The 22,479-nt window shown below is 70.8% G+C and carries 19 protein-coding genes and 4 pseudogenes; 11 read left to right on the forward strand and 12 right to left on the reverse strand.

Annotated features, from left to right (window positions below; all coding sequences use genetic code 11):
* Nucleotides 1-60: 60 nt before the first annotated feature.
* The 6 genes and pseudogenes from AC3AOF_RS30200 (at nt 61) to atpC (ending at nt 5,028) form a co-directional block, all read left to right on the forward strand.
* Complete coding sequence (locus AC3AOF_RS30200; protein ID WP_488349291.1) at nt 61-1,020, forward strand: phosphate acetyltransferase; 960 nt, start codon at nt 61-63, stop codon at nt 1,018-1,020.
* On the forward strand, nt 1,017-2,219 hold the full coding sequence (locus AC3AOF_RS30205) for an acetate/propionate family kinase (protein ID WP_488349292.1): 1,203 nt from the start codon (nt 1,017-1,019) through the stop codon (nt 2,217-2,219). The genes AC3AOF_RS30200 and AC3AOF_RS30205 overlap by 4 nt, the downstream gene beginning before the upstream one ends.
* Nucleotides 2,220-2,235: 16 nt before the next feature.
* Nucleotides 2,236-2,742, forward strand: a complete 507-nt coding sequence (locus AC3AOF_RS30210) for a hypothetical protein (protein ID WP_488349293.1) — start codon at nt 2,236-2,238, stop codon at nt 2,740-2,742.
* A 165-nt stretch (nt 2,743-2,907) separates the two neighbouring features.
* Nucleotides 2,908-4,248, forward strand: a pseudogene (locus AC3AOF_RS30215) (DUF3141 domain-containing protein); the annotation flags it as partial.
* A gap of 2 nt (nt 4,249-4,250) precedes the next feature.
* A pseudogene (locus AC3AOF_RS30220) lies at nt 4,251-4,604 on the forward strand (SDR family oxidoreductase); the annotation flags it as partial.
* Between the two features lie 10 nt (nt 4,605-4,614).
* On the forward strand, nt 4,615-5,028 hold the full coding sequence (atpC, locus tag AC3AOF_RS30225) for an ATP synthase F1 subunit epsilon (RefSeq protein WP_488349294.1): 414 nt from the start codon (nt 4,615-4,617) through the stop codon (nt 5,026-5,028).
* Here the strand turns inward: atpC and AC3AOF_RS30230 are convergent.
* Nucleotides 5,018-5,634: pseudogene (locus AC3AOF_RS30230) on the reverse strand (recombinase family protein). The gene atpC and the pseudogene AC3AOF_RS30230 sit on opposite strands and share 11 nt — an antisense overlap.
* Before the next feature lie 275 nt (nt 5,635-5,909).
* On the opposite strand from AC3AOF_RS30230, the gene AC3AOF_RS30235 reads away from it, so the two are divergent.
* A complete protein-coding gene (locus tag AC3AOF_RS30235; RefSeq protein WP_488349295.1) occupies nt 5,910-6,371 on the forward strand; it encodes a hypothetical protein in 462 nt (153 codons plus the stop codon).
* Between the two features lie 172 nt (nt 6,372-6,543).
* Here the strand turns inward: AC3AOF_RS30235 and ppk2 are convergent.
* From ppk2 to AC3AOF_RS30250, 3 genes and pseudogenes are all read right to left on the reverse strand, one after another.
* Nucleotides 6,544-7,384: pseudogene (gene ppk2, locus AC3AOF_RS30240) on the reverse strand (polyphosphate kinase 2).
* Between the two features lie 13 nt (nt 7,385-7,397).
* Entirely contained in the window at nt 7,398-10,592 is a 3,195-nt protein-coding gene (locus AC3AOF_RS30245) for an efflux RND transporter permease subunit (RefSeq protein WP_488349296.1), read from the reverse strand.
* Nucleotides 10,593-10,610: 18 nt separating this feature from the next.
* Nucleotides 10,611-11,762: an efflux RND transporter periplasmic adaptor subunit gene (locus tag AC3AOF_RS30250; protein WP_488349297.1), complete on the reverse strand. Its 1,152-nt coding sequence runs from the start codon at nt 11,760-11,762 to the stop codon at nt 10,611-10,613.
* 416 nt (nt 11,763-12,178) lie between these two features.
* Here AC3AOF_RS30250 and AC3AOF_RS30255 point away from each other — a divergent pair, with 416 nt between their 5' ends.
* A complete protein-coding gene (locus AC3AOF_RS30255; RefSeq protein WP_236993087.1) occupies nt 12,179-13,012 on the forward strand; it encodes an outer membrane protein in 834 nt (277 codons plus the stop codon).
* A 131-nt stretch (nt 13,013-13,143) separates the two neighbouring features.
* Here the strand turns inward: AC3AOF_RS30255 and AC3AOF_RS30260 are convergent, their stop codons facing one another.
* Both AC3AOF_RS30260 and AC3AOF_RS30265 read right to left on the reverse strand, forming a co-directional pair.
* Nucleotides 13,144-13,671, reverse strand: a complete 528-nt coding sequence (locus AC3AOF_RS30260) for a hypothetical protein (RefSeq protein WP_488349298.1) — start codon at nt 13,669-13,671, stop codon at nt 13,144-13,146.
* Nucleotides 13,672-13,913: 242 nt separating this feature from the next.
* Nucleotides 13,914-14,225: a hypothetical protein gene (locus tag AC3AOF_RS30265; protein WP_488349299.1), complete on the reverse strand. Its 312-nt coding sequence runs from the start codon at nt 14,223-14,225 to the stop codon at nt 13,914-13,916.
* A 280-nt stretch (nt 14,226-14,505) separates the two neighbouring features.
* Here AC3AOF_RS30265 and AC3AOF_RS30270 point away from each other — a divergent pair, with 280 nt between their 5' ends.
* Complete coding sequence (locus AC3AOF_RS30270; protein ID WP_236993085.1) at nt 14,506-15,531, forward strand: ABC transporter substrate-binding protein; 1,026 nt, start codon at nt 14,506-14,508, stop codon at nt 15,529-15,531.
* Nucleotides 15,532-15,538: 7 nt separating this feature from the next.
* Here AC3AOF_RS30270 and AC3AOF_RS30275 read toward each other — a convergent pair whose 3' ends face one another.
* Entirely contained in the window at nt 15,539-17,263 is a 1,725-nt protein-coding gene (locus tag AC3AOF_RS30275; RefSeq protein ID WP_488349300.1) for a cache domain-containing protein, read from the reverse strand.
* A 510-nt stretch (nt 17,264-17,773) separates the two neighbouring features.
* Here AC3AOF_RS30275 and AC3AOF_RS30280 point away from each other — a divergent pair.
* Both AC3AOF_RS30280 and AC3AOF_RS30285 read left to right on the forward strand, forming a co-directional pair.
* A complete protein-coding gene (locus tag AC3AOF_RS30280) occupies nt 17,774-18,367 on the forward strand; it encodes a carboxymuconolactone decarboxylase family protein (RefSeq protein WP_488349301.1) in 594 nt (197 codons plus the stop codon).
* The gene (locus AC3AOF_RS30285) at nt 18,364-19,428 is read left to right on the forward strand and encodes an MBL fold metallo-hydrolase (RefSeq protein WP_488349302.1); all 1,065 of its coding nucleotides are present in this window, start codon (nt 18,364-18,366) and stop codon (nt 19,426-19,428) included. Before AC3AOF_RS30280 ends, AC3AOF_RS30285 begins: the two co-directional genes overlap by 4 nt.
* Before the next feature lie 219 nt (nt 19,429-19,647).
* Here the strand turns inward: AC3AOF_RS30285 and AC3AOF_RS30290 are convergent, their stop codons facing one another.
* From AC3AOF_RS30290 to fixJ, 5 genes are all read right to left on the reverse strand, one after another.
* Nucleotides 19,648-19,905, reverse strand: coding sequence for an OmpA family protein (locus tag AC3AOF_RS30290; RefSeq protein WP_488349303.1), 258 nt, complete (start codon nt 19,903-19,905; stop codon nt 19,648-19,650).
* A gap of 29 nt (nt 19,906-19,934) precedes the next feature.
* Nucleotides 19,935-20,306 carry a hypothetical protein gene (locus AC3AOF_RS30295; RefSeq protein WP_488349304.1) on the reverse strand — a complete coding sequence of 124 codons (372 nt, stop codon included), beginning with the start codon at nt 20,304-20,306 and terminating at the stop codon, nt 19,935-19,937.
* A gap of 65 nt (nt 20,307-20,371) precedes the next feature.
* Nucleotides 20,372-20,809, reverse strand: coding sequence for a response regulator (locus AC3AOF_RS30300; RefSeq protein ID WP_488349305.1), 438 nt, complete (start codon nt 20,807-20,809; stop codon nt 20,372-20,374).
* A 493-nt stretch (nt 20,810-21,302) separates the two neighbouring features.
* The gene (locus AC3AOF_RS30305; RefSeq protein ID WP_236993079.1) at nt 21,303-21,713 is read right to left on the reverse strand and encodes a response regulator transcription factor; all 411 of its coding nucleotides are present in this window, start codon (nt 21,711-21,713) and stop codon (nt 21,303-21,305) included.
* A 99-nt stretch (nt 21,714-21,812) separates the two neighbouring features.
* Nucleotides 21,813-22,475: a response regulator FixJ gene (gene fixJ, locus AC3AOF_RS30310; protein WP_236993523.1), complete on the reverse strand. Its 663-nt coding sequence runs from the start codon at nt 22,473-22,475 to the stop codon at nt 21,813-21,815.
* Nucleotides 22,476-22,479: the final 4 nt, after the last annotated feature.

The following is a 22,479-nucleotide window of genomic DNA, read 5'->3' on the forward strand; positions in this document are numbered from 1 at the left end:
GGCGCGGTCCCTGCGACATTGCCGGCGGGTCCGGGCCCGCCCAACCCGGGGGAGCGCCCGATGACCCAGGAGGCCCCGGCCCGCCGCCGGCACGAGAAGTACGACCGTCTGATCGCCGCCGCGCAGGCGCGGCCCCGCCTCACGGTCGCGGTCGCGCATCCCTGCGACGAGGCCTCGCTCGGCGCCGCGCTGGAGGCGGCGGATCTCGGGCTGATCACCCCGGTCCTGGTCGGGCCCCGGCCGAGGATCGCGGCGGCGGCCTGCGGGCGGGATCTGGCGGCGTTCCGCATCGTCGAATCGGCCCATAGCCACGATTCCGCCGACAGGGCGGTGGCGCTGGTGAGGGCCGGAGAGGCCGGCGCGCTGATGAAGGGCAGCCTCCACACCGATGAGCTGATGGGCGCGGTGGTGCGGCGCGAGGGTGGGCTGCGGACGGAGCGCCGCCTGAGCCACTGCTTCGTGATGGACGTGCCGGGCCACGACGATCCCCTCATCGTCACCGATGCCGCGATCAACATCGCCCCGACGCTCGAGGAGAAGCGCGACATCGTCCAGAACGCCATCGACCTCGCCCATTCCTTCGGGATCGAGGTGGTGCGGGTCGCGATCGTGTCGGCGATGGAGACGGTCAACCCGAAGGTCCCCTCGACCCTCGATGCCGCCGCGTTGTGCAAGATGGCCGATCGCGGCCAGATCACCGGGGCGGTCCTCGACGGGCCGCTCGCCCTCGACAACGCCATCGATCGCGGCGCGGCGGCGATCAAGCAGATCCAGTCGCCGGTCGCCGGCCGCGCCAACGTGCTGGTGGTGCCGGATCTCGAAGCCGGCAACATGCTGGCCAAGAGCCTGACCTTCCTTGCCGACGCGGACGCCGCCGGGATCGTGCTCGGCGCCCGGGTGCCGATCATCCTGACGAGCCGGGCCGATTCGCGCCTGACGCGGCTCGCCTCCTGCGCCGTCGCCTCGCTGTTCGCTGCGGGCCGTCGCGCCGAAACACCGCGGCCGGGGGTCCAGGGATGATCCCGGCCTACCTCGTGCTGAATGCGGGCTCGTCGAGCCTCAAGTTCCAGGTGTTCGAGCCGGGAGGGGACGGCGTGCCGCACCGCCTCTCCCGCGGCCTCTTCGAAGGGCTCGGCGGCGCGGCGCACATGGTCGTGCACGACCGGGCCGGCGCGGTCGTCGCCGAGGAGCGGTTCGGGGCGGGCGAATTCGGTCACGAGGAGGCCCTTCTCCACGTCGCCGCGTGGCTGCGGGAGCATCGGAGCGGGCACCGGCTGGCGGCGGTCGGGCATCGAGTCGTGCATGGCGGTGCGGATTACGCCGCGCCCGTGCGGATCGACGACGCGGTGCTGGCGGCGCTGGAACGCCTCGTCCCGCTCGCGCCCCTGCACCAGCCGCACAACCTCGCGCCGGTCCGCATCCTGCGGCGGCTGTTTCCGGACCTGCCGCAGGTGGCGTGCTTCGATACCGCCTTCCACCGCGTCCAGCCGGAGGTCGCGCAGCTCTTCGCGCTGCCGGCCGAGATCACCGACCGGGGCGTGCGCCGCTACGGCTTCCACGGCCTGTCCTATGCCTTCGTCGCCGGGCAACTCGCCGCCTGCGCGCCCGGCCTCGCGGAGGGCCGGGTGATCGTGGCCCATCTCGGCAGCGGCGCGAGCCTGTGTGCGCTGGCGGGCGGTCGCAGCGTCGCCACCACGATGGGCTTCTCGGCCCTCGACGGGCTGCCGATGGGCACCCGTTGCGGCAGCCTCGATCCGGGCGTGGTGTTCTACCTCATGCGGGAGATGCAGCTCGACGTCCAGGCGGCGGAGCACCTGCTCTACACCCGCTCGGGGTTGCTCGGCGTCTCCGGCCTGTCGAACGACATGCGGGTGCTGCGCGCCCGCGCCGCCGAGGACCGTCGCGCGCGGATGGCCATCGACCTCTTCGTCTACCGCATCGGGCGCGAGCTCGGCTCCCTCGTCGCGGCGCTCGGCGGGATCGACGGCCTCGTCTTCACCGGCGGCATCGGCGAGAACGACGCCGCGACCCGGGCCGAGGTGCTGCGGGGCGCCGCCTGGGCCGGATTCCGGCTCGACGCGGCCGCGAACGCGGCGGGCGCTTCCCGGATCAGCGCCGGCTCCGGCCCCCAGGCCTACGTCATCCCGACCGACGAGGAGGCGACGATCGCCCGCGGGATGCACGAGGTGCTCGACGATGCGCGCCTGACGGTGCCCTGAGACCAAGGAGGATGTCATGGAGACGCTGACGACCCATCCCGACGCGAAGCCCGCCGCGATCGGCGACGAGCCCTTCATGTCGGCCGACGATCTCGCCGCCTACTCGGCCCGCATGCGCGCCGCCCGGGCCATGAAGGAGATCGAGGGGCAGGACCGGGCCGGCAAGGCGCGGGCGGAACTGGCCAAGCAACTCGCCGAGCCCGTCGCGGTCACGCCCGAAAAGGTCGGCGAGATCATGCAGGCCCTGCTGCACAAGCTGCGCATCGCCGCCGAGCAGGGCCAGAAGGAACTGCTCGTGATGCGCTTCCCGAACCTGATGTGCAGCGACAAGGGCCGGGCGATCAACAACGGCGAGGCCGGCTGGGCCGAGACCCTGACCGGCCGTCCGCGGCAGGCCTACGAACTCTGGCGCGACCGCCTGCACCCCGCCGGCTACGGCCTCAGGGCGATGGTCGTCGACTGGCCGGACGGCATGCCGGGCGACATCGGCTTCTTCCTCACCTGGAAGGCCGCTCAGGCCTGAGCCGCGGGCACTGGAGATGCTCTCATGACACAGCCCGCGACAGGCAACGACTCCCGGCAGGATGCGGCGACCAACGGCCCGGCCTCCCTCCTCCGGCTCCAGGCCCGCTTCGCCGAGATCTACCGGGACCGCTGCACCGCGGCGCTCGGTGCGTATCTCGACGCGATGCAGGACGCCGGCGGCGTTTGGCTGGAGGCCTGCAGCGCCTGGCAGAAAGCCGGCGGCGCCTGGCAGAAGGCTGGCGGCGCCTGGCAGAAGGCTGGCGGCGCCTGGCAGAAGGCCGGCGGCGCCTGGCCGGAGCACGCGCGGCCGACGAATCCGGTCCGGGCCGCCGGCGACGCCGTCACCTACTGGACCGACTTCGCCCAGCGCTCGCTCTTGTTCAGGGACACGCTCCGGCAGCGCGGCAACGACTGGCTCGTGCACGAGGCGGCCGGCAAGCCGCCGCTCCTCGCCTTTCCCTACGAGATCGTGGCCGATGCCCGCCGCTTCGAGCGGCCGGCGAACTACGCCCTGGCGCGGATCCTGCCGCCGGCCGACAGCCCGGCCGACGAGGAGAAGCGCCCCTACCTCATCATCGACCCGCGCGCCGGGCACGGGCCCGGCATCGGCGGCTTCAAGCCGGATTCCGAGGTCGGGGTGGCGATGCGCGCCGGCCATCCGGTCTACGTGGCGATCTTCTTTCCCGATCCGGTGCCGGGCCAGACGCTGGCGGACGTGGCGCAGGCGGAAGCCGCCTTCGTGCGCCTCGTGCGCGAACGCCATCCGACCTGCGGCAGGCCCGTCATCGTCGGCAATTGCCAGGGCGGCTGGGCGGCGATGCTGGTGGGCGCCCTCGATCCCGGGAGCGTCGGGCCGATCGTGGTGAACGGCGCGCCGATGTCCTACTGGGCCGGCAACGACGCCGAGAACCCGATGCGCTACGCCGGCGGCATGCTCGGCGGAAGCTGGACGGCTTTGCTTGCCAGCGATCTCGGCGGCGGCGTCTTCGACGGCGCCCACCTCGTCGACGACTTCGAATCCCTCGACCCCGCCAATACCTTTTTCGGGAAATCCTACACACTGTTCTCGAAGATCGACACCGAGCCGCCGCGCTACCTGGAGTTCGAGCGCTGGTGGGGTGGGTACTTCCTGATGAATCGGGAAGAAATCCGCTGGATCGTCGACAACCTCTTCGTCGGCAACCGGCTGGCCGCAGGCCGCGCCGAATGGGCCGAGGGCCGGGCCTTCGACCTGCGGGCGATCCGCTCGCCGATCATCCTGTTCGCCTCGCTCGGCGACACCATCACCCCGCCGCAGCAGGACTTCAACTGGGTCGCCGACCTCTATCCCACCACCGCGGGGCTGAAGGCGAACGGGCAGGTCATCGTCGGGCTGATGCACCAGAGCATCGGGCATCCCGGCATCTTCGTCTCGGGCAGCGTCGCCCGGCGCGAGCATGCGCGGATCGTCGATCTCCTCGACTACATCGAGCACCTGCCGCCCGGGCTCTACGGCATGACGATCGCGGCACGCTCCTGACCATGAGGTACCACGGCGCCACCAAGGTCGTGCCGAACTACAACCTGATGGGGCCGGTCAAGGCGGCTTTGGAGAGCGCCGTGCGCTACCTCGCCTACGAGCTCGGCGACCGCGGTATCCGCGTCCACGCCGTGTCGCCCGGCCCCCTCAAGACGCGCGCCGCCTCGGGCCTCAAGAATTTCGACCTTCTCCTCAACGAGGCGATCCAGCGCGCGCCGATCGGCGAACTCGTCGACATCGACGATGTCGGCCTCACCGCCGCCTTCCTGACGACGCCCTACGCCGCCCGTCTCACCGGCTCGACCGTCTACGTCGACGGCGGCCTCGGCATCATGGCGTGAGGGGGGGAGCATGGCAGGTCTTGTCGCGGAACTCGTGTCGCCCGAGCGGATCGTGTTCTCGGGCGAGGTCCGGTCGGTGCTGCTGCCGGGCGCCGACGGCGAGATGACGGTCCTTCCCGGCCACGTGCCCCTCGTCACCCTGCTCCATGCCGGGATCGTCTTCGCCACCGACGCGACCGGGACCGGCCGCCGGGCCTATGTCAGCGGCGGCCTCGCCGAGATCGCGGCCGAGGGTGGGGCGACGCGGGTCACGATCCTGGCGGAGCGCGTGACGGCGGTCGAGGAGATGACCGCCGACCGGATCGCGGCCGAGATCGAGGAGATCCGCCTCGAGCGGGACAGCTCGGCGGATCTCGACCACCAGGCGCGCTGCGACGTCTCGATCGGGCGGCTGGAGGAGATCGGGGCGAGCCTCAGGCTGTGAGGGCGCCCCGGCCACTCGGTCGGCCGTTCCGAGCTGCAATCTGGCTGCGCGTCCGCGCCTGCGGGAAATACTGGTAGAATGTGTACCGGCTGACGCCGAGCCGCTTGGCGATCGCCGCGACCGAGATGTCGCCGGCGGCCAGCAGCGCCCGCCCCACTTCGAGATCCGCCTCGCCGAGTGCCTTCGGCCGCCCCCCTTGCGGCCCCGGGCGACGGCAGCTTTCAAACCCTCGAGGGTGCGCTCGCGATTGAGATGGATGTAGGACTCGACCATCGCCCCGTGCATCTGGAGAACGAACTGTCCATGTGCGGTGCCGCTGTCGAACTCCTCGGTCAGGCTGCGGAACACTACGCCCTGCCGGCGCAAGCCGTCGATGGTGCGCATCAACTCGACCAGGGAGCGGCCGAGTCGGTCGAGCCTCCAGACCACCAGCACGTCGCCGGGGCGCAACGAGGCGAGGGCGGCCTCGAATTCCAGGCGCCGCGCGCCGGCCTTGCCGGTTGTCGTCTCCTCGAAAATCGTCGCGCAGCCGGCGCGGGACAGCGCGTCCCGCTGCAGGTCCAGGCTCCGGTCGATGATCGAGATGCGCGCATAGCCGACAAGCATGTCGGTATAATCGCACAGTTGCGCCCTCTTGCAACAACTTCCCGTGTTGTGTCCGCATAAGGAAAAAATGATTTGCCGAAAATACTGTCTATGAGTACCCGCCGACTGTCAGAAAAAAGATCGATTTCCTTACAAAATATGAAAATAGCAGTTAATGCCTATTCAAGCGTTAATTTATTTGCATAATATCCGCCACGTCTCCGCTGGCCTGCAATCCACGACAATAAACGCCGGCCGTTTTGCAGAGATCGAGCCGTGAGAGGAGCGCGCAACCGATGGCTATTCAGCTCAGCGTGGTGGGAATTTTTTTCGGGGCATCGGTGCCCCTCACCGGCACTCAGAAGGTCATCGATGTCCTTCGGGAGGCGAACAGGATCGCTCCGACGGGTGCGATTCCCAACGTGAGCAAATTCGATTTCGAGGTGACGGCGCCACCGAACGCGTCCGCAACTTCGTTCAGCGCGACCTACACCGGCCCGTTTAAGGGGCGAGGGGTCCATATGCATTATCCGGCCGGTGAGTATTTCCTGGCCGAGGACCTGGGCGCGAAGCCGGCTTATTCTGTGTGGCAGTATTACGTGCTGGGTGCAGACGGCAAGCCGATCATCAGAGGCGTGAAGTTCCTCGATAGTCCCGATGCGACCGTCCCCGATGGCGGCACCTTGATTTGGCGCCTCGTGTCGATCCTGCGAGGACCGAACCTGAAGCCCGCGATCGCCATCAGGCGCATGGCGTAGCGTCCACGACCTGCGAGGGCGCAGCAGGAGAGGGGTTTACCGCGCCATTCGGATGCCCCTCGACGGTGCGAGGCCGGTTATGCAATCGTCTTCGGCTCGACGATGAGACGCATCGTATGAGCGCCGTCGGACCGACGATCCGTCTTCCGGGCATCGTCTCCCGGAGGGCGGATCAGTATCGCTCGGGCACGAAGCGACGGTCGCGCAGGGTGTCGTCGTAGGCATGCGCCTTGTCGCGCTTGGGCAGCGTCACCGGCTCGGCCTTGAGCCGCTTGTACGGGACGAGGTGCAGGAGATGGGCGATGCAGTTGAGCCGCGCCCGCCGCTTGTCGTCCGAGCGCACCACGTACCAGGGCAGGTCGTCGCTGTCGGTGGCGGCCAGCATCGCATCGCGGGCGCGGGAATAGTCGTACCAGCGCCGGTAGGATTCGAGATCCATCGGGCTCAGCTTCCATTGACGCAGCGGATCGTCGATGCGCGCCTCGAAGCGCCGCTTCTGCTCCGCGCGCCCCACCTCCAGCCAGAACTTGACGAGCTGGATGCCGCCGCCGGTGATGAACCGCTCCACCTGCGGGCACAGGGAGAGGAAACGCGCCCGCTCCGCCTCGCCGCAGAAGCCCATCACGGTCTCGACCCCGGCTCGATTATACCAGGAGCGGTCGAAGATCACGACCTCGCCGCCGGCCGGGAAATGCGCGAGGTAGCGCTGGAGGAAGAGCTGGCTCTTCTCCCGGTCCGAGGGCGCGGGCAGGGCCGCGACCCGGAACACCCGGGGGCTGACCCGCTTCGGTGATCGCCTTGATGGTGCCGCCCTTGCCGGCCGCGTCGCGGCCCTCGAAGACCACGATGATGCGCGCGCCGGTCGCCCGCACCCAGGCCTGCATGTGGCACAGCTCGACCTGGAGCTTGCGAAGCTCGCGCTCGTAGACCTTGCGCTTGAGCCGCTCGCCCGCTTCGGTCGCGATCGGGGCGTCGGGCACCTCCGCCAGCAGGCCCGGGTCGGTCTCGTCCATGGCGGGTCCTCCTCTATTCCGCGGGCAGGTGCTCCGGCGCGCGCCCCGGGGCGCCCTCCGGCTCCTTCGGCGGCGACGGCTCCGTCGTCCTGCCGCCGAGGAGGCTCCAGGCCCGCTCGCGCAGGCTCTGGAACACGACGTAGAGCGGCGGGATCACGAAGATGCCGAGGAAGGAGGCGGCGATCATGCCGCCGAAGACCGGCGTGCCGACGTTCTTGCGGGCGAGCTGCGAGGCGCCGGTGGCGACGACGAGGGGCAGCAGGCCGAGGATGAAGGCGAAGGAGGTCATCATCACCGGCCGGAACCGCAGCCGCGCCCCCTCGGTGGCGGCCTCGCGCAGCGGCACGCCGTGCTCGCGCTGCTCCTTGGCGAACTCGACGATGAGGATGCCGTTCTTGGCAGCCAGTCCGATCAGCACCACCATGCCGATCTGGGCGTAGAGGTCGAGGGTGAGCCCGCCCCAGACCATCGCCGCGTAGGCGCCGACGATGCCGACGGTCACCGAGAGCAGCACCGGCACGGGAATCGTCCAGCTCTCGTAGAGCCCGACCAGGAACAGGAAGGCGAACGAGACCGCGAAGGCGAGGATGATCGCGGTCTTGCCCTCGGCACGCTTCTCCTGGAAGGCGGTGTCGGTCCATTCAGCCCCGAAGCCCGACGGCAGGGTGCGGGCCGCGACCGCCTCCATGGCGGCGAGCGCCTGGCCCGACGAGACGCCCGGGGCCGGCCCGCCCTGCACCGTCACGGCGCGCAGGTTGTTGTAGCGGATGAGCGCGGGCGGTCCGACGACGATGCGCACCTCGGCGAGGCTGCGCAGGGGCACCATCTCGCCGTCCTTGTTGCGCACGTTGATGCGGTAGATGTCGTCGATCCTCCGGCGATCGGTCGCCTCGGCCTGGACCTGGACCTGCCAGGTCCGGCCGAACAGGTTGATGTCGTTGACGTAGTAGCCGCCGAGCGAGGCCTGAAGCGCCTGGAACACGCTGTCGAGGGAGACGCCGAGGATCTGGACCTTGTTGCGGTCGATATCGAGGAAGACGGACGGGTTCGTCGCCGAGAAGGTGCTGAACACGCGGCTGAGCTTCGGCTCCTGGTTGGCCGCGACGATGAGGCCGCGCAGCACCTGGGCGAGTTCGCGCGGATCGCCGCCGCGCAGGTCCTCCAGCACGTAGGCGAAGCCGCCGCCGGTGCCGAGCCCGATGATCGGCGGGGGCGCCAGCGGGACGACGAGGCCGCCCGGGATCTCGCGGAAACGCTGGCCGAGCCGGGCGATCAGCGCGGCGGCGCCGTCGCCCGCGCCTTTTCGCTCCTCGAACCCCTTGAGCGTCACGACCATGAAGGCGGCGCTGCTCTGCGAGTAGTTGTCGATGAAGTTGAGCCCGACCACGGTGGTCACGTCGGCCACCGCATGCTCCTCGCGCAGGATCGCCTCGGCGCTGGCCGCGACGTCGGCGGTGCGGCCGACCGCGGCGCCCTCGGGCAATTGCACCACGACGAAGAAGGCGCCCTGGTCGTCCTCCGGCAGGAACCCCGTGGGGGTGATCCGCGCCAACTGCACAATGCCCCAGGCCGCCGCGAGGGTGACGACGAGGCCGAGGACCGACAGGCGCACGATGCGGGCGACCGCCGCACCGTAGCCGTCGCGCACGGCGTCGATGCTCCGCATGACGAAGCCCATGATGCCGCGCCGCGGCCCGTGATGGGGCCGCAGGAGCACGCCGCAGAGCGCGGGCGAGAGGGTGAGCGCGTTGATCGCCGAGAGCAGCATCGAGACCGCGACCGCGACCGCGAACTGGCGAAACAGCTCGCCCGAGATGCCCGGCACGAAGGCGACCGGCACGAAGACCGAGAGCAGCACCAGGGTGATGGCGACGATCGGCGCGGTGATCTCCGCCATGGCGCGCTTCGTCGCCTCGCGGGGCGAGAGTTCGGGATGCTCCTCCATCACCCGCTCGACGTTCTCGACCACCACGATGGCGTCGTCGACCACGATGCCGATGGCGAGCACCAGGGCGAGCAGCGAGACAGAGTTCGCCGAGTAGCCGATCGCCTTCAGGGCGATGAAGGTGCCGATCAGGCTCACCGGCACGGCGATCGTCGGGATCAGGGTCGCCCGCAGGCTGCCCAGGAACAGGAACACCACGATCACCACGAGGATAAAGGCCTCGACCAGGGTCTTCTGCACCTCGTGCACCGTCTCGGCGATGAAGGCGGTGGGATCGTAGGTGACCTTCCATTCGAGGCCCTCGGGAAAGGCCTTGGCCAGGGCCGCGACCCTCGCGGTGACCTCCTTGAGCGTCGCGATCGCGTTGGCGCCGGGCGACTGGTAGATCGCGATGACGGTGGCCGGGCTGCCGTTGAGCCGGGTCTCGCGGTCGAGGCTCGCCGCGCCGAGCTCGACCCTCGCGACGTCGCCGAGGCGCAGGAGCGAGCCGTCCGGGTTGGTGCGCAGGATGATGTTGCGGAACTGCTCGGGCGAGGTGAGCCGTCCTTGCGTCTGGATGCTGAGCTGGAGCTGCTGCTCGTCCGAGATCGGCCGGGCGCCGATGCGGCCGACCGGCGCCTGGACGTTCTGCGCCTTGATCGCCCCGATGACGTCGCCGGTGGTCAGGTTGAGGCCGGTGAGCTGGTCGGTGCGGATCCAGGCCCGCATCGCGTAGTCCTGCGGTCCCCACAGGGTCGCGTCGCCCACGCCCGGCGTGCTGCGGATCCGGTCGAGCAGGTTGATGGTGACGTAGTTCGAGATGAACAGCGGATCCTGGATCGCCCTCGGCGAGTAGACCGCCAGCACGCCGAGCAGGGCCGAGGACTTCTTCTTGACCGTGACGCCCTGCTTGCGCACGTCCTCGGGGAGCTTCGCCAGCGCGATCTGGACCCGGTTGTTGACGTTGACGGCGTTGATGTCGGGATCGGTGCCGAGCTCGAACGAGGCGGTGAGCGTGTAGCTGCCGTCGTTGCCGCTCACGCTCTTCATGTAGATCATCTTGTCGACGCCGACGACCTGCGACTCGATCGGCTGCGCCACGGTCGATTCGACCACGTCGGCGGCGGCGCCCGGATAGGTCGTCGTCACCGAGACCTGGGGCGGCACGATGTCGGGATACTGCGCCACCGGGATCGCCAGCAAAGCGAGCCCGCCGGCGATCGCCGTGACGATGGCGATCACCACCGCCAGGCGCGGCCGGTCGACGAAGATCGCGGAGAGCATCGGATCAGGTCCTTCCGGTCAGGTTCTACCCGTGACTTGCCCGGCCGGCACCGACAGCACCGGGATGCCGGGGCGCACGCGCTGCAGCCCCTCGACGATGACGCGCTCGCCGCCAGAGAGGCCGGCCTCGATCACCGCCTCGCCGCCGCTGCCGCCCGACGCCACGCTCACCCGCCGGACCACCGCGCGGCCGTCCTCGACCACGAAGACGTAGACGCCGCCCTGGTCGGCGATGAGCGCGCCTTGCGGCACCACCACCTTCTCCTCGGGCGTCCCGGTCTGGAGCGCGACCTGGACGAGCTGCCCGTCCCGCAGGGCGCCCGCCGGGTTCGGCAGGCCGGCACGCACCGGCACCGTGTCGGTGGTGCGGTCGACGCTGATGTCGACGAAGTTGATGCGCCCGACCTGGTCGTAGGTCGTGCCGTCCTGGAAGCGGACCCGCACGGCGATCCGGCTGCGCTCCGGCATCGGACCGCCCTGGCGCATCCGCAGGAACTCGCGCTGGCTCACCGGGAAGGTGACGTACATCGGATCCTGGCTGACGATGGTCGTCAGCACGCCGCTGTCGGGGCCGACCACGTTGCCCTTGGTCACGCTGGTCCGGCCGATCCGGCCGGCGATGGGAGCCGCGATCCTCGTGTAGCCGAGGTTGATCCGCGCGGTCCTCAGGGTGGCGTCGTCGCCCGTGACGGCGCCCTTCGCCTGGTCGAGGGCGGCGCGGGCCTGGTCGCGGGCGACCACCGTGCCGGAATTGCGGTCGAGGAGGTCCTGGGCCCTCTGGAGCTGGATCGCCGCCAGGGTCTCGGCGGCGCGGCGGCGCTCCAGCGCGCCCTCGGCCTGCTTCACCGCGGCCTCGAACAGGTCGGGCTCGATACGATAGAGCGGCATGCCCTCCCGCACGACCTCGCCCTCCTTGAACAGGACGGCGTCGAGGTAGCCGACGACCCGGGCCCGCACCTCGACGCGGGCCGGCGCCTCGATCCGGCCGACGAAGTCGAGGGGCTTGTCGATGGCCTTGTGCTGGGCAGCGACGGTGCCGACGGTCAGGGCGGCGGGATCGGGCTCGGAGCGGGCGGCGGGCGCGACGACGAGCGCCAGGACCAGCGCCGGGACGAGGCCGGGACCGAGGAGACGGGGACCCGCCGGACGGTGACCTGAACCTTGATGCATGATCGCCCTCGCCGCAGGGCCGTCCTCATGCGGAGGGCGGCTCGACAGTGTGGCGAGTCGCGCCGGGCCGGCTTGATCGAACGGGACAGCGGGGCGGTGCGCCGCCGCACGGCGGCAGCCGGCTTCATGGACCGGGCCGCAATCTCGCCCGATAGCAAGCTCCATCGTCCGTCAAACATCATATGATAAAAAAACTTGAATGCAACCGCTAAAACCATCGTTTCTGCATCAATATCCATCAACACAGCGAACACTGTTGCCAAATTGCACTTGCAAAGCTATCCACGGCAGAAGCCTCATGCGCCGTCGGTCCGACCGTATCGGACCTGAAACGGAGGTGTGTGCAAATGTTAAAGAATGCTCTACTGACATCGACGGTGGTACTCGCAGCTTCAGGTGCTGTATTTGCTGCCGACTTGCCGCCCCAGGCCCCTCCGCCGGCGCCAATCCCGGTCCCGATCTTCTCCTGGACGGGGTTCTACGTCGGCGTCAATGCGGGCGGGGCGTTCTCGTCGCAAGAGAACCGTACCGCTGCCGTCGCCGCCGTCGCTCCCGTGGGTACCTTCGCGGCGGCAGGGCCGGCCTTCGCGGCAACCTCCGGCACCTTCCTGGTCCCGGCCGGCGCCGGCGTGCGGAACGGCAACACCACCACGAGCGGCTTCGCCGGCGGCGGGCAGATCGGCTACAACTGGCAGGTCGGCAGCTTCGTCGTGGGTGCCGAGGCCGACATCCAGGGGCTTGCCGGAAACAACGGCCGGCGCGGATTCGGGGGCGTTCCGGCGGCTCCGTTCTTCATCACGGCGACCGGCCCCGGATTGCCGCCGGGAACGATCCTCGTTCCGCGCGGCGTACTCGGGACGCTCGACTGGTACGGCACGTTCCGGGGCAGGCTCGGCTACGCCATCGACCGCACCCTCGTCTACGTCACGGGCGGCCTCGCCTACGGCGAGGGCAGCCTCGACAAAGGCATCTGCGGGAACGGCCTGCTGAACTGCACCAGCAACATCCGGACCGGCTACACGGTCGGCGGCGGCGTCGAATACGCCTTCACCAACACCTGGACCGCCCGCGTCGAGGGCATGTACGTGAACATCAGCAACGACCGGCGCAACAACACCGCCGTCGGGCTCGGAGCTGTCGGCTACAACGCGCCGACGAACACGGTCCTGCTGCTCGCCAACGGCAACCGCAACGATAACGGGTTCGGCGTGGTGCGCGCCGCCCTGAACTACAAGTTCGGCACGTACTGACCGCGCCGGAAGCGGCGAAGGTCGACCAAGCCTCCCAGCCCCCGATCGCCTGGCGGCAAGGGCGAGCGCCCCCTGGGACCATCCTTCCAGGGGGCGAGCGGGGCGGGCGAGGCCGTGCGATGCCACGCCCTTTACTTTGCGGAAGTCCGGCTTGCCTGCGCCGAACAGCGCCGATACGCGATGCCCGTCGGATCCTCGTCGCTGTAGTACCGCGTCAAGTTTCCGTCGGGCGTGGCCGCCATGATGACCTTGACGTCGTTGACGGCGACGGCGTTCGCACAGTCGAGGTCGAGATGGTCGCGGCCCTGAACGGTCCGGACCGCCTTGATGCGGCACGAGGCCATCGGCGTCCTCAGGCGCTGGCCGGAGACGATGAAGGCGGGGGCGAAGAGGTCGATCGGCTTGCGGAACGACAGGCTTCGCCCGGCGGAGGCGTAGACCTCGGCGCAGTCGCGCCCGGCCAGAACCCAGGCTCCCTGGTAGCCCGAGAGGCCCGCCGTCGCCGGCCCGGCCGCGACCGCGAGCCCCAGGCCGATCGCAGTAGAGCGGAGCGACCGCGAGAGCCGGGCCCATGACGCATGCCGTGACGGACTCTCGATCCTGCGGGCGGGTTCCATCGGCACCTCGGAGCCGGCGTTGCGTGCCGCGCCCTCGACCATGCGCGCCGTGCCGAGGGCTCCCCGAAATCCCCGGCAGGTCCTCGCCACCGGTCTCCCGAATGCGCCGGGCCCGAGGCCGCACGCTCGAAAACACTCCCATGACCTCGCCTCACGAGCAAAGCCAGGATCGCGCCATTTCGACAAATCTGCCTGAGCAAGAAAAATAACGTATGCTAAGTTTCTTATTGCCTAACGGTTAGATAGTGCAGTCGAAATTCTGCATTGATTCAACTTATCAACGTCTATTCGATCGACATCTCCGGATCCGGCACGTCGCGGCTGTCGAATTGCACCGCATGCGCGATGCGGCTCACGGCCGGCCATTCGTGCGCACGGCGCAGCGGGATGCGCGCTTCGATCAGGAGATCATCGTCGAGCAGGCCCTGGGCCACCTCGAGCGAGGCCTCGGGGAAGGCCTCCAGGATGGCACGCACCGCCGCATCGATATGCGCGTCGCGGTCGGGGCCGTACTCGATCAGGACGTGCTTGAGGACGCAGAGCATAGCCGTGATGTAGCCGCTCCGGGCCTCAGCGAGGTAGTGCGTCCCGGCCACGGTCGCGCGGCCGGATGGGGGCCGCCGCGGGTTCGGGCACCGGCGCCAGGTTGCGGGGGCCGCCCGACGGCACGGCCTGGAATGCCCGCTCGCCCCCCGATCGACAGGATGGCTCGTCGTCTCTCCGAGTGAGCGCCCCGAGTGAGCGCCGGTCCGACCTGGGCCTTCGACGGCGTGCCGACGGTGATCCCCTCCCCGATCGGCAGCGATTCCGATCGCATCCCCGAGCCATTGCGGCTATGCTCCGGCCTCGAGATCGAAACTCCTCGGATGTCCTGCGATGACGCCGCAACGGCCGTTCGACAGGAGAGGCCTCCTGTTCCGGCAGGCGAACCGACGGGACGTGATCGCCGGGCTCGCGACCGCGCTCGCCCTTCCGGGCGCGGCCGGCGGGCAGCCGGCCTTGCCGGTCGTCGGCTATCTCGGCCCCGAATCGCCCGAGCCCTTCGCGAGCCGGCTCGCCGCCTTCCGCGAAGGCCTGGCCGAGGCGGGCTTCGTCGAGGGACGCGACGTCGCGATCGATTTCCGCTGGGCGGACGGGCACTACGAGCGGCTACCCGGGCTCGCGCGGGACCTGGTTGCGCGCCGGGTCGCGGTCCTCGCCGCGCCCGGCGGGGCGCCGACCGCACTCGCCGCGAAGGCCGCCACCGCGACGATCCCGATCGTGTTCGAGATGGGCGGCGATCCCGTCGCGCTCGGGGTCGTTCAGGATCTGGCGCGCCCGCGCGGCAACGTCACGGGCGTATCCAGCCTGAGCGTGGAGGTGTCGCGCAAGCGGCTGGAATTCCTGCACGAGGCCGTGCCGTCCGCCGCCACGATGGCGGTCGCCTACAATCCGACGAGCCCGACCGCGCCCGGGCAGCTGCGATCCCTGCACGAGGCCGCCGAGACCCTCGGCGTGCGGCTCCGGACCTCGCCGATCGGCAGCGAGGCGGAGTTCGAGCCGGTCTTCGCCGGGGCGGCGGGTTTACGGCCCGCGGGCCTCGTCTTCACCTCCGATCCCTATTTCGCGCTACGCAGCCGGCGGCTCGCCGCCCTCGCCCGCCGGCACGCCGTACCGGCGGTCACGCAGACGCGGGATTTCCCCCTCGCGGGCGGCCTGATGAGCTATGGCGGCGACTTCACGCAGACGCACCGGCTGGCCGGGCTCTATGCCGGCCGGGTCCTCAAGGGCGAGCGGCCGTCCGACCTGCCGGTGCAGCTCGTCACGAAGGTCGAGCTGTTCGTCAACCTCCAGGCCGCCGCCGCCCTCGGCGTGACCGTCCCGCCCGGGCTCCTCGGCAGCGCCGACACCGTCATCGAATGATCCACCGTCAGGCGCCGCACGCGACGCCGAAGACCGGCACCTCACCGGCCAGTCCCTTCAGCGGCAGCGCGCCCAGCGCCGTGACGGCGCAGCGGCCGCGCACGGCCTCGGCCAGGGCCGCGTCGATCAGGATCTGGGCATCCGCCGCCGCGGCGCAGAGGCGGGCCGCCAGGTTCACCACCGGCCCGACCGCCGTGTAGTCGGAGCGGCCTTCGTAGCCGATCCGCCCGACGGTCGCGGGCCCCATCGCGGCGCCGATCCCGAACCCGATGCCGTAGCCCCTCGCCGTCCAGGTCGCGGCGAGCGGCCGGACCGCATCCTGCATGGCGATCGCGAGCTGCACCGCCGTGAAAGCCGGGTCCGGCGCCGGCACCGGCGCGTTCACCAGCGCCATCAGACCGTCGCCGGTGAAGGAGACCAGGGTGCCGCCATGCGCGGTGATCGCGCTCCCTAAGGCCGCAAAGAGCGTGTCGAGCACCTCGATCACCGTCTCCGGGGGCGAGCGGGCCGAGAACGCCGTGAAGCCGCGCAGGTCGCCGAAGATCACCGCGACCGCGACCCGGCGCCCGTCGAGCACGCCGTCGTCGCCGCAGCGGTCGACGAGCTCGGCCACCTGCGGAGCGAGGAAGCGGCGCAGACGCCCGATGCGCTCCTGCCGCTCCTGCGACAGCGCGAGCTCGCCCGCCATCGCGTTGAACCGCGCGGCGAGCCGGCCGAGCTCGTCCGCCGAGCCGATCGCGATGCGGTGCCCGAAATCCCCGGCGCCGATCCGTTCCGTGCCGTGCTCGAGCAGCCGGATCGGCCCGGTCATCCGCCGGGCCAGCCCGTAGGCGAGGGACGCCGCGAAGGCGATGCCGAGGAGGATCAGCGCGCCGGTGCGCAGGAGTGCCCGGGAGATCGGCTCGAACGCCTCGGCGACAGGCTGCATCACCACCACCGTCCAGTCGACGCCCGGGACCATCGCCGTCGCGGCGACGACGCGGCGCCCGCCGGCCTCCACGCCCGTCGCGATGCCCCCGGCGCTGCGTGCGACCGTGCGCAGGCTCGCCAGGCGGCGCGACGCGGGATCGTCGGCGCCCCGCAGCACGAGGCTGAGGTCGGGATGGGCGACGAGCCGGCCCGGCCCGTCGAGGACGAAGGCCTGCCCGGTCTCGCCGACGCGAATCCCCGAGATCACCTCCCGGATCAGCTTGAGGTTGATCTCCGCCACCGCGACGCCGACCGAGGCGCGGTTGCCCGCCACCGCCACCGTCATGAACGGCTCGGAGCCACGGTGGTAGGTCACCGGCCCGTACCAGGCTTTGGCCGTCCGGGCGCCCGCCACGGCCGGGTCGGCCGAGCGGTCGGCGCCGCTCCCGGTGCGGTTGAGGCTGACCCGCGACACCTGCAGCCGCTCGCGGCCGTCCCCGTCGACGAGGGTGAGCTCCGCGACCGCCGGCACCTGCCGCAGCAGGCGGAGCGCATCGAGACGCTGGCTGTCCTCGACGGCGGCGGGCCAGGGCAGCTGCACCATCCAGCCGAGCTGGCCGCGGATGAGGTCGAGGAAGCCCTGGATGCGGAAGGCGGCGTCGCGCGCCTCCAGGGCGAGCAGCGCATGCAGCTGGTCGCGCCGGTCGCGATAGCCGAACCACGCCTCCAGGCCGCCGCTCGCGAAGAGCGGCAATGCCACCGCCGCGAACAGGACGGCGAAGTACTTCGCGAACAGCGAGCGGCGCGGATCAGCCCTGGACATCACCATGACCTGCGCGGGACCCCGGAGCCTCGTCCGACGCGGCGGAGGGCCGGGTCGTCGGAGACCCTGCGGAACGATCGGGGACCCGGAGCATCGCCGTGCGACCGGGCGCGGACGCACACCCGGTGGTGCCGCATCTCCGCTCACGCCGAGCGCGTGTCGAGGCCGGCGATCGTCCAGCCGAAGTATCGCCATGCACAGCCACCCGGCACCCGTCGATGACGCCGCTGCGAACTGAGCACCTTCCATGCTTCGCTCATTTGGGTGGACTGTCAATCACCGTTCCGGTCGAGCCGACCGGGCATGGAGTCGACGACGCCGTCGAGCCGGAGAGGGCCGGCGTGGCGAGGGCCGCGATACGGTTCGGGCGTCGCCGGCATCGACGTTCCGCGGCCTCCGCGCCGCTCCGAACGTCCAATCGAGGGCGATCCCGTACAAGCCGGCCCGGAGCCACCACGTTAAGCCGCCGGGACGGTCGCGCCCATGGCGGCCGATGAGGAGAATCCCCGGATGCGCCTCCCCCCGATCGCTCCCGCGGACCTGACTGACAGGCAGCGCCCGCTCTACGACGACATGAGGTCGGGCGTCGCCGCCAAGTACGATCTCTTCACCACCTTGCGGAACGACGGTGCGCTCCTCGGGCCCTGGAACGCGTGGCTGCACCAGCCCGAGGTGGGCGCGGCATTCTGGACGGTCACCCGGGCGATGACGGCGTTCCAGATCCTGCCCGACGCGGCGCGGCAGGTCGCGATCCTGGCGGTCGGCGCGCGGTTCGGGGCCGCCTACGAGATCTATGCGCACGGGGCGGTCGCGCAGGCCCGCCACGCCATGAGCGACCAGCGCCTCGCGACCCTGGCCGCGGGCGAGCGGCCGCCGGACCTTACCGACGAGGAGGCGACGGCGTTCGACGTCGCCCGGGCGCTGACCAGGGGTGGGGTCCTGCCGGAACCGACCTACCGGCGCGCCGTGGCGCTGTTCGGCCAGGCGGGCGCCAACGAACTGATCTATCTCGTCGGCCATTACTGCTTCGTCTCGGTGACCCTGAACGGCTTCGCGATCCCCGTCCCCGGGGACGAGCCGGCCGGAACGGGGGAGCGGCCGTGACCGGGCCGGACGAAGGCGGTGCCGCGGCCGGCATCCTCCGGCGCCTCGGCGGCGCCTGCGCCCTGGCCCTCGGGCTGGTCCTGGCGGGACCGTCCGGCGACGCGCGCGCGACGGCGCCCCAGGTGGCGCGGCAGGCGCCGGGCTTCTACCGCATGATGCTCGGGCGCTTCGAGGTGACGGCCCTCCTCGACGGCACCCACACCTTTCCGATCCCGACCGTGCTCCAGCGCCCCCGCGACGGCGCCGGCCCGCGCGCCCTCCTCTCCGAGGTCCGGCCGGGCGAGGCGGAGAGCCGGCTCGCGCGAGACTTCCTCGCGCTGCCCTTCGAGGGCTCGATCAACGCGTTCCTGGTCAATACCGGGTCGCGGCTCGTGCTGATCGATGCGGGCGCGGGCGACCTCTACGGTGCCTGCTGCGGCAAGCTCGTGGCGAACCTGCGCGCCGCCGGCTACGCCCCGGAGGCGGTCGACGAGGTGCTGCTGACCCATCTGCACGCGGACCATGTCGGCGGGATCATGCATGACGGGAGGGCCGTCTTTCCGAACGCGACGATCCGTGTCAGCCGCCGCGATGCCGATTACTGGCTGAAGCCGGGCAACGAGGCGGCAGCACCCCCGTTCCTCCTGCCGATGTTCAAGGGCGCCCAGGCCGCGCTCGAGCCCTACCGCGACGCCGGACGGCTGGTGCCGTTCGACGGCGACGGTGAAATCCTGCCGGGCTTCGTGGCGATCGCCACCCCGGGGCACACGCCGGGGCACAGCTCCTACCGGGTGTCGAGCGGGGGCGAGACGCTCCTGGTCTGGGGCGACATCGTCCACGTGGCGCCGATCCAGTTCCCCGATCCGCAGGTCACGGTGACCTACGACAGCGACGGTGCGGGCGCCGAGGGGCGGCGCGAGGCGCTGTTCTCGGAGGCGGCCCGCACCGGCGCCTGGATCGCCGCCGCCCACATCTCGTTCCCGGGTCTCGGCCACATCCGGGCCGAGGACGGACGGTTCGGCTGGGTTCCGGCCAACTACACCACCGTGCTCCCCGCCCCTCCGCCCGGCGAGGCGCGGTAACGGCACCGGCACCATCGCCGGTCTCCTCCGGCCGCCGTCCTGAGACGGGGATCTCATCGTTGGGCGCAGGATCGAAGGATGTCGGCCCCGTGGTACGCTAAGCAGGTTTCGCAAAAGCGGCCACCGGTTTTGCGATAAAAACCTGCGACACAAAAAGGATCTCAGCGGAGGAAGCGTTGGCTTGCCAACGCAAGTCCGCTTGGGCGTCTCCCCTCGCGCCTACTTCTCGACCAGCTCCAGCCGGCGGTTCCTGGCCCGGCCGGCCTCGGTGGCGTTGCCGGCGACCGGGGCGTAGGGGCCGACGCCCCTGGCATTGAGGCGGCCGGGATCGATGCCGAACCGGCCGGTCAAGGCCTTCGCGACGGCGGCGGCGCGCGCCTGGGACAGCGTGAGGTTGTGATCGAGCGTCCCCGACGCGTCGGTATGGCCGACGATGTAGACCTGCCGGGCCGCATCCCGCGTGAGCAGAGCGGCCATCTGGGCGAGCGTCGGATCGGATTCCGGCTTCAGGGGGCGCTGTCGGTCTCGAACTGGATCCCGTCGAGGGCGACATGGCCGAACGACGCGAGGCCGTCGCCCATCGCCTTGGCGTCCACGACGACCTGGCCCGTCTTCATCGCGCGCCCCTCGACGACCTGCAGCAGCACGCCGGGTTGCCGGGCGCCGTCCTGGCTCACGAGCAACGACACGTCGACATTCCCCTCCGGACGGGTCAGGCGGGCCGTCAGAGACCACACGTTGCCGTCGGTGGCATCGAGGAGATCGAGCCGCAGATTGAACAGGGTGCCGCCCATGGCCCGGTTGACCGGGTCGGCGAGGGCGGCGGCGAGAGAGGTGAGCGCAATTCCGTCCGCCCGTCTCTTGAGACGTGAGAACAAGGCCGCGATCCTTTCGTGGCTGGAGACGCAATCGGAATCCGGGAGGCGGTGGCCGCACGCCCGCGTCACGCGGCCGGGGACCCGGCTCCTACGGCCGTGCCCCTGATCAGAATGCTCTTGGCCACGATGCTCTTCGCGACGACGACGGAGCGCAGCTCGGCCGGACGGACGGGCTTCGACAGGATCGGCATGTCCGGCGCGCCCCGCTCCTCGCGCACCCGCGCCTCGTCGTGGCCGCTGATGACCACCACGGGAACCTCGTGCCCGGCCAGCCGCCGCACCGCCGCGATGCATTCGGCCCCGGTGACGCCGTTGCCGAGGTCGAAATCGGCGACGAGCAGGTCCACGCCGGTCAGCGCGGCTGGGATGCCCGGCTCGGCCTGGACCTCGCAGCCCCATCTGCGCAGCAGACTGGCGGTCGCGGTCAGCACCGCCTCGTCGTCCTCGATCAGCAGCACCCGCAGGCCGCGGACGGCGGCGGGCGGGTCGAGCCGGCGCCACACTCGCCGTCGAGGACCGGCGCCCGCACCACCGGGAGGTTGCCCAGCGTCACGCAGGTGCCCCGCCCCGGGACCGATCGGAGCGCGACGCCGGCCGAGCTCTCCGAGCGGCCGCAATCGGCCTTCGGCATCGTCCTGCCGCGCCGGACCTTCAAGTCCGTCCCGCGCGCTCGACGATGCGGCCCGGGTCGAGGGGGCAGGCGCCCTTCAGATCCTGCTCCGGGTCTACGTGCTGCCCGCCCGGCCGGTCTGCATCGCCTACGGCCTCGTCTCGCCAAGAATCACTTGCCAAGAATCACTTGCCAAGAATCACTTGCCAAGAATCACTTGCGCTGGATCAAGGCACCGGACGTGGGGCCCGTCAGGCTCGGCCTCCAGCCGGAACGGGGAAAGCGCGCCCTGCCCTCCCGAGGCTCGCTCTGGGCCGCTCCGCGAAAAGCCGCCGCGCCCGCGAAGTCCCGCGGCGGGCTGCCCGGTCGGGGCGGGCCGAGCGCCGTCATGCATGGCCGTGAGGGTCCGGTGCGATGCGGCCGGCCGCGAGGAGGCCGACGAAGGCCTCGAAGGCGAGCGGCTTGTCGATGAGCGGCACGCCGGCATCCCGGGCCCGGGCCCGGATGCGCGGGTCGGGATGACCGGTGATCAGGATCACCGGCACGGCGGCATCGAGGAGCCGCAGGCGCCGGCAGACCTCGAGCCCGTCCATCCCCGGCATCACCTGGTCGAGCAGCACGCAGAGCGGGCACGGTCCGGGGAAGGCCGACAGGAGCTCGGGCCCGCTGGCGAAGGTCTCGACGCGGTGCCCCTCGCACTCGAACAGGAAGCGGGTCGAGTGCAGGATCGCCGGATCGTCGTCGACGACGTAGATGGGAGAGAGGCGCGGCGCAGGGGTCGAGATGGGGCTCGGCATGGCGCTCGGCATGGGGCCCCCCGTGGCGAACGAGGCTCGGATGCGTGATCCGACCCTCGTTCGCCCGGAGGCCGCCCGCCTTGACCTGCCTCAAGCGGCTCAGGCGAGGCCGGCCAGCACCGCCCGGCGCACCAGGTCCTGGAGGGTGGCGGCCTGCGTCTTGGCCATCAGCTTGGCCCGGTAGATCTCGACGGTGCGCGGGCTGATGGCGAGGGCGCGGCCGATCTCCTTGCTGGTCGCGCCGGCGACCAGGCGGTCGAGGACCTGGCGCTCGCGCTCGCTGAGCGTCGCGACCCGCCGCAGGAAGTCCTGCACCGCCGGGTCGGAGCCGGCGGCCGGCGGATCGGGAGCCAGGGCGGCGCGCAGGGCCCGCAGGAGCACCTCGTCGTCGAACGGCTTCTCGATGAAGTCGCGCGCGCCGCGCTTCATCGCCTCGACGGCGAGCGGAACGTCGCCGTGGCCGGTCATCACGATCACCGGCAGTCGGTTCCCGGCCTCGCGCAGGCGGCGGAGCAGGGTCAGCCCGTCGATGCCGGGCATGCGGATGTCGGTCAGGACGCAGCCCGAGACCGGCGCTGCGAACCGCGCGAGCCGGTCGAGCAGTTCGAGGCCGGTCGCGTAGAGGCGCACGGCGTAACCGGCGGTGTCGAGCAGGAAGGCGAGCGAATCCCGCATGGCGGGATCGTCGTCGACGACGTGCACCAGGTCGGCCGTCTTGGGGTCGGCCGTCTTGGGATCGGCCGTCTTGGGATCAATCGTCATGGGG

The organism is Methylobacterium sp. 142-1Y (assembly GCF_057747795.1).

Excerpts from the sequence above, each read along its gene's own strand:
- AC3AOF_RS30200 (WP_488349291.1), top strand. The coding sequence starts at position 61 with ATGACCCAGGAGGCCCCGGCCCGCCGCCGGCACGAGAAGTACGACCGT.
- AC3AOF_RS30205 (WP_488349292.1), top strand. The coding sequence starts at position 1,017 with ATGATCCCGGCCTACCTCGTGCTGAATGCGGGCTCGTCGAGCCTCAAG.
- AC3AOF_RS30210 (WP_488349293.1), top strand. The coding sequence starts at position 2,236 with ATGGAGACGCTGACGACCCATCCCGACGCGAAGCCCGCCGCGATCGGC.
- atpC (WP_488349294.1), top strand. The coding sequence starts at position 4,615 with ATGGCAGGTCTTGTCGCGGAACTCGTGTCGCCCGAGCGGATCGTGTTC.
- AC3AOF_RS30235 (WP_488349295.1), top strand. The coding sequence starts at position 5,910 with ATGGCTATTCAGCTCAGCGTGGTGGGAATTTTTTTCGGGGCATCGGTG.
- AC3AOF_RS30245 (WP_488349296.1), bottom strand. The coding sequence starts at position 10,592 with ATGCTCTCCGCGATCTTCGTCGACCGGCCGCGCCTGGCGGTGGTGATC.
- AC3AOF_RS30250 (WP_488349297.1), bottom strand. The coding sequence starts at position 11,762 with ATGCATCAAGGTTCAGGTCACCGTCCGGCGGGTCCCCGTCTCCTCGGT.
- AC3AOF_RS30260 (WP_488349298.1), bottom strand. The coding sequence starts at position 13,671 with ATGGTCGAGGGCGCGGCACGCAACGCCGGCTCCGAGGTGCCGATGGAA.
- AC3AOF_RS30270 (WP_236993085.1), top strand. The coding sequence starts at position 14,506 with ATGACGCCGCAACGGCCGTTCGACAGGAGAGGCCTCCTGTTCCGGCAG.
- AC3AOF_RS30275 (WP_488349300.1), bottom strand. The coding sequence starts at position 17,263 with ATGTCCAGGGCTGATCCGCGCCGCTCGCTGTTCGCGAAGTACTTCGCC.
- AC3AOF_RS30280 (WP_488349301.1), top strand. The coding sequence starts at position 17,774 with ATGCGCCTCCCCCCGATCGCTCCCGCGGACCTGACTGACAGGCAGCGC.
- AC3AOF_RS30290 (WP_488349303.1), bottom strand. The coding sequence starts at position 19,905 with ATGGCCGCTCTGCTCACGCGGGATGCGGCCCGGCAGGTCTACATCGTC.
- AC3AOF_RS30305 (WP_236993079.1), bottom strand. The coding sequence starts at position 21,713 with ATGCCGAGCCCCATCTCGACCCCTGCGCCGCGCCTCTCTCCCATCTAC.
- fixJ (WP_236993523.1), bottom strand. The coding sequence starts at position 22,475 with ATGACGATTGATCCCAAGACGGCCGATCCCAAGACGGCCGACCCCAAG.